The organism is Vibrio sp. 2130-1, assembly GCF_033339515.1.
This window is the reverse complement of the sequence record NZ_JAWOUT010000039.1, coordinates 1-4,980: the sequence shown is the minus strand read 5'-3', so window position 1 is coordinate 4,980 and position 4,980 is coordinate 1. Positions and strand designations below refer to the sequence as shown.

General features: G+C 41.3%; 7 protein-coding genes. All 7 read right to left on the bottom strand.

From position 1 onward, the window contains the following. Positions 1-238 precede the first annotated feature (238 nt). The 7 genes from R7Q09_RS23910 to R7Q09_RS23880 all read right to left on the bottom strand — a co-directional run bounded on the left by R7Q09_RS23910 (position 239) and on the right by R7Q09_RS23880 (position 4,780). On the bottom strand, positions 239-472 hold the full coding sequence (locus tag R7Q09_RS23910; protein ID WP_064354097.1) for a hypothetical protein: 234 nt from the start codon (positions 470-472) through the stop codon (positions 239-241). 157 nt (positions 473-629) lie between these two features. Continuing rightward, on the bottom strand, positions 630-932 hold the full coding sequence (locus R7Q09_RS23905) for a type II toxin-antitoxin system RelE/ParE family toxin (RefSeq protein WP_053812414.1): 303 nt from the start codon (positions 930-932) through the stop codon (positions 630-632). After that, on the bottom strand, positions 920-1,177 hold the full coding sequence (locus R7Q09_RS23900; protein ID WP_318071314.1) for a type II toxin-antitoxin system Phd/YefM family antitoxin: 258 nt from the start codon (positions 1,175-1,177) through the stop codon (positions 920-922). Before R7Q09_RS23900 ends, R7Q09_RS23905 begins: the two co-directional genes overlap by 13 nt. A gap of 216 nt (positions 1,178-1,393) precedes the next feature. Beyond that, positions 1,394-1,969: a hypothetical protein gene (locus R7Q09_RS23895; RefSeq protein ID WP_193276727.1), complete on the bottom strand. Its 576-nt coding sequence runs from the start codon at positions 1,967-1,969 to the stop codon at positions 1,394-1,396. Between the two features lie 154 nt (positions 1,970-2,123). After that, positions 2,124-2,408, bottom strand: coding sequence for a hypothetical protein (locus R7Q09_RS23890; protein WP_078511480.1), 285 nt, complete (start codon positions 2,406-2,408; stop codon positions 2,124-2,126). A gap of 1,002 nt (positions 2,409-3,410) precedes the next feature. After that, complete coding sequence (locus R7Q09_RS23885) at positions 3,411-3,719, bottom strand: hypothetical protein (RefSeq protein WP_045590927.1); 309 nt, start codon at positions 3,717-3,719, stop codon at positions 3,411-3,413. A 725-nt stretch (positions 3,720-4,444) separates the two neighbouring features. Beyond that, on the bottom strand, positions 4,445-4,780 hold the full coding sequence (locus R7Q09_RS23880) for a zinc ribbon domain-containing protein YjdM (RefSeq protein ID WP_054730774.1): 336 nt from the start codon (positions 4,778-4,780) through the stop codon (positions 4,445-4,447). Between the last annotated feature and the right edge of the window lie 200 nt (positions 4,781-4,980).

Genomic DNA, 4,980 nt, shown 5'->3' with positions numbered 1-4,980 from the left:
AGCCATGCCATAAGTCAAATCCATTACCGATAATGTATAAATTAGTCAACGTCTATACCTCCTAGCACCTAACGCCCTGTTAAGGTGTGAGCAACGCAATACCGATGCCGCCGCATACCACCTTAATCACTTACATCAACGCATGACGAAAATGCCACGCGTTGCGAATCACTCTTGAACAGTTTGTTAGTATTCAGACCCAACCTGTTACACCGAACTTAGAAAGAAGTCTTACTTATTAGTTCTCTACCGTCTTGATACCACAGTTTTCACAGATCGTATGTCGAGAAAACTCATCCATAGAAGCTAAAAATGGGCCAACTGCCCAACCTTTGATTAACCCTGCTATAAACTCTTTACACTTTTGATGTTTTACACCAGCAAAAGGACTAGGGTTCCTAATCAATACGGTGATATGTTTGGATTTAATGTTGCAAGCAGAACACTGATATTTGTCTATCTGATGAAGCACTAATTTTCCTCCTGAATACTAACGCCCTGTTAAGGTGTGAGCAACGCAATACCGAAGCCGCCGCATACTACCTTAAACACTAAACGCAACGCATAGTAAAAATGCCACGCGTTGCGAATCACTCTTAAACAGTTTGTTAGCCGCTCATTCCCAAAGGTTATTGCTTGTTCAATAGGAACTTACGCAAGTCTCTCTCAGCACGCATAACAAACAAAATAAATACTTTGTCGCCGTCTTGTTTATAGAAAATACGGCACGGATTAACTACAACTTCACGATAACTTAGATGTTCTAGTTCAGGCGGAATGCGACCCGATTCAGGGAAAGCCTCTAAGCGCTCGACTTTAGAAAAGATCGCTTGAACCAATTGTTTTGCAGCTACGATATTTTCAAGTGCGATGTATTCAGCGATATCATTGAGGTCGGATAGCGCTGGCTCAGTCCAGATTATTTCAGCCATTTTGACATTTTGTCCTTGGCTTCATCGTGACTCACCACTTTACCGTCAGCTAATGCACGTTCACCTCGTGCAATCCCCTCAAGAATAGCTAAGCGACTTTGCATAAACTCGTAATCATCAACATCAACCAGATATGCCGATGGCTTACCATGTTCGGTAATTAACACAGGTTCTTTAGTGTCGTGGAGATCGGCAAGGATCTTTGTTGCTTGGCGTTTGAGTGATGTAACTAGTTCTACTTTCATGAGAGCTGCTCCAGAGGAATACTAAAGTGATACTATTCTATCACTTTGAGTATAGCAAGCTCCATGACGGCTAACGCCGCATTAAGGTGCGAGCAACGCTAAACACCTAACCTAAACCACTGCACCTTAAACACTAAAACCAAATTTAAACTGAGATCGCCAAGCGTTGTGAGTCACTCTTAAATGCTTTGTTAGGCGTCTTGAACTCACTGAGAACTACCATACTTTCCACCATGGCTTACGTTCTAAATTGAACACATTATTGGCGAGTTTGTTTAGCTCTATAGCCTGACTTTCAGACAGATAGAACCAGATACTGGCTTGCCCATTATCCTTTGGATAGAAGTCGAACCCCGGTTGACGTAAATCGCTTAGTATAATATCGATAGTTTTAGCATCTGCCCAATCATCATCTATTTCAGGCTTCATTAGCCTATTAACACCATCAACTGAATATTGAAGCTCTGCATAATGTTCTTCTAGGTTTACACTATCTCGCAGCCCTTCTAAACTCTTAGCTCTGCCTGTAATTCGATGGAACTGCTTTACGATTTCAGTATAGGAACCGTCGTCTTCAATCGCCTCTACATCGAAATTCCACGCTTGATCACAAACAAACCGTCCCCATGGTTCTTCTTCAATCTCTATTCCATACACAAAAAGAATTAAATCAAAAGGATTCGATTCATATTCTTCTCTCGAATATGAAAGGAGCAAATCGTTAATGGTCACACCTTTATTCAGCGACAACCCTATGTCTGATAACTTCTCAATTTGTTCTTCGAGTTTCATTAACTAATACTCCGTAGTCCATTTCATAGGCGCCTAACGCCGCGTTAAGTAGTGAGCAACGCTAACCACCTAACTCAAACTATTGTACCTTAAACACTAAACCCAACTTTGAATGCAGAGCGCCAAGCGTTGGGAATCTGCCTTAAACGCCTTGTTATGTGGCTGCACTTCGAATTGATTTATATCTATCAGCATGACTATGACCCATCATGTTCGCAGCTTGAATTAGATGATTCCAAAACTGCTTTGATGGGATCGGGTTATCTTCTATAACACCATCCAACTCTTCCATTGCTAACAAAAGCTCATTTGCGGCGATGTAATCAAAAAACTCAATTTTTCTATAACCATTGTCGGATTCAATGGTTGTCTCTGGAAGCAGAGCATAAGCCGCCATTAACTCTGCTTCTATTTTCTGCCATCTCTCAACTTGAGCCATATTTATTACTAACCCTTGGCCTCTCTGACCACATAACGCCCAGTTAAGGGGTGAACAACGCAATACCGAAGCCGCTGCATACCGCCTTAAACACTAAAACCAACGCATAGTAAAAATGCCACGCGTTGTGAATCCCTCTTGAACTGTTTGTTAGGCTAATTTTACGCTCGCAATTCGCCAGTAGCCTACAAGAACGGCCAATACCACCCATTGCGTTAAATACCATAGATAATACGATGCTTGGCTATCAATTAAGTAAAAATAAATTACTAGTCCGAAACTCGTTAACACCGAAAAGACATATAGAAACCATAGTGCTACACAAACATTATTGTTGAATTCAGAAAGCTTCTCTCCCCGATCTATACCTGAGAGAAATATAAGCCCAAAACCTATAATGCAACCTACTCCAAGCTGGAAAAATGAAAGCGGAACCAAAACCCAAAGTGACATCTTTATCTCCCTGATTAGCCTAACGCCAAATTAAGGTGTGAACAACGCTAACACCTAAGCTAAAGCATTGTGCCATAAACACTAAACTGGCTTAAAGTGAAAGCGCCAAGCGTTGTGAATCACTCTTAAATTTATTGTTATGTTTAGGACCCAAGTTTCCTCATTGCCACTGCACCATTTTCGATACCATCGGAAGTGAAATTACACTTTGCGTAAAACTCGTTGCTTGAACCACACTTTGGGCAAACTAAGCTATAGAGCTTGTCTAATTGAATTAGATCTTTCGTCCAGCCAACAACTGAATTTTGGCATGTTCGGCATTCAACTTTGTTATGAGTATACATTCGGTTCTCCTTTAAAATGCAACCTACACAACATATTGAATCATAAGAAATAAATTGACGAAATAGTCATCATATTACGCTAGAAACATAACGCCCAATTAAGGGGTGAGTAACGCAATACCAATGCCGCTGCAAACCACCTTAATCACAAAAATCAACGCATAGTAAAAATGCCACGCGTTGCGAATCCCTCTTGAATTGTTTGTTAGCTGACAATTTCACCGAGTGCTTCTATCCATTGCTCTGGCTTCGCTACAATAAACTCGTAACACGTATTGTTGGCTAATTTTATACGAAATGCATCCGTAGTGATTGGAATTACACCACCACCTTTGCCCAAGCACTTAGCTACGGCAGTAATGTCTTGGCGCTTTAATTGATATGGACCAAAACCCAACTTTTCGTTGTACGGAATAAAAATTAAATCCGACTCCGTTAGTTCTAATTTCCCATCTGCTTTAGTCGCACCGACTTGAATTGTAGCTGTTGAAGACTTAATTACTTTATCAGACATAATGCACCCTCTTCCTTGATTTACTTTTGTCTGCTAACGCCTTGCTAAGGTGTGAGTAACGCAATACAAAAGCTACCGCACAGCGCCTTAATCACATGAGCCACCGTATAGTAAAAATGCCACGCGTTACGAATCACTCTTAAGCAATTTGTTAGTACATACGCTACTTCTATTTATGCGCTCCAAGATATTGAAAAGTGGCATGATATGAAAGGCTTTGAACACTGAAGTGAGACGGGCAGCTACAAAACTTTACCGCCATTGAGAAACGAAAGTTGGCTAGAAGAAAAACGCACGGAACTGCTCTACTTTCATTGGCTTCAAATTAGAAAAGGATTCGCTCCTCGCACTCAAACGACAGCCCCAAGGAAAGACAAAGTTCACTTGGAAAACACAGCAAAAACGAAGAAGCGCCAACGAAATAGGCTAAAAGTTAGAAACCGTAAACGGTGAAATCAAAGCGAACACTCCACATATAGTGCCACCGGAAAGAACGTGAAATGCACTAACTGAAAGGTGTAAAGACGAGCGCCAAAACAGATAAACACCAAAACTTATGACCTTTGATGTCAAACCCGTACTAACGCCGCATTAAGGTGTGAGCAACGCTACCACAAAACTTAGCCAGACCATCGTAAACACAAAACCCACGATGGAATGAAAAATGCCAAACGTTGGGAATCACTCTTAAATGCTTTGTTATGGCGATACTTAACTTCGCGAGCCTAAGCTTTTTTCACGAACGCCGCTGTTACCATCATTTCTCCAGCACCATCGACCTTGCAGTCGAGTTGGTGGTCTTTACTATCAAAAATACGCCTGACAACTGCTTTTGTACCGATTTTCAACACCAGGGAGCTACCTTTAACTTTAAGATCTTTTGCCAAAGTAACTCTGTCACCCTCGGCTAACAAAGTACCATTTGCATCCTTAACATTAATAAGTTCATCTTGGGCAACTTCATCAGGGTTCCACTCAAACGCACACTCCGGACAAACCAAGTTAGCTTGATCTTGATACACATACTCAGACTGACAATTTGGACAAGGAGGGAATGACATAAACTTTCAACTTTTCGATTAACAGTTGATATATGATAAGTTGATAACGCTCGATTAGCGAGAGGCATGGCACTATATTTAGTAATACCAACTGTGCTACCTAACTCGAATTATTCCGAAAGCCATAACGCCCTGTTAAGGTGTGAGCAACGCAATACCGATGCTCCCGCATACCACCTTAACCACAAAACCTAACGCAT

Bases quoted from the DNA above. Each gene is read 5' to 3' on its own strand.
- R7Q09_RS23905 (WP_053812414.1), bottom strand. From the start codon at position 932: ATGGCTGAAATAATCTGGACTGAGCCAGCGCTATCCGACCTCAATGAT.
- R7Q09_RS23900 (WP_318071314.1), bottom strand. From the start codon at position 1,177: ATGAAAGTAGAACTAGTTACATCACTCAAACGCCAAGCAACAAAGATC.
- R7Q09_RS23895 (WP_193276727.1), bottom strand. From the start codon at position 1,969: ATGAAACTCGAAGAACAAATTGAGAAGTTATCAGACATAGGGTTGTCG.
- R7Q09_RS23890 (WP_078511480.1), bottom strand. From the start codon at position 2,408: ATGGCTCAAGTTGAGAGATGGCAGAAAATAGAAGCAGAGTTAATGGCG.
- R7Q09_RS23885 (WP_045590927.1), bottom strand. From the start codon at position 3,719: ATGTCTGATAAAGTAATTAAGTCTTCAACAGCTACAATTCAAGTCGGT.
- R7Q09_RS23880 (WP_054730774.1), bottom strand. From the start codon at position 4,780: ATGTCATTCCCTCCTTGTCCAAATTGTCAGTCTGAGTATGTGTATCAA.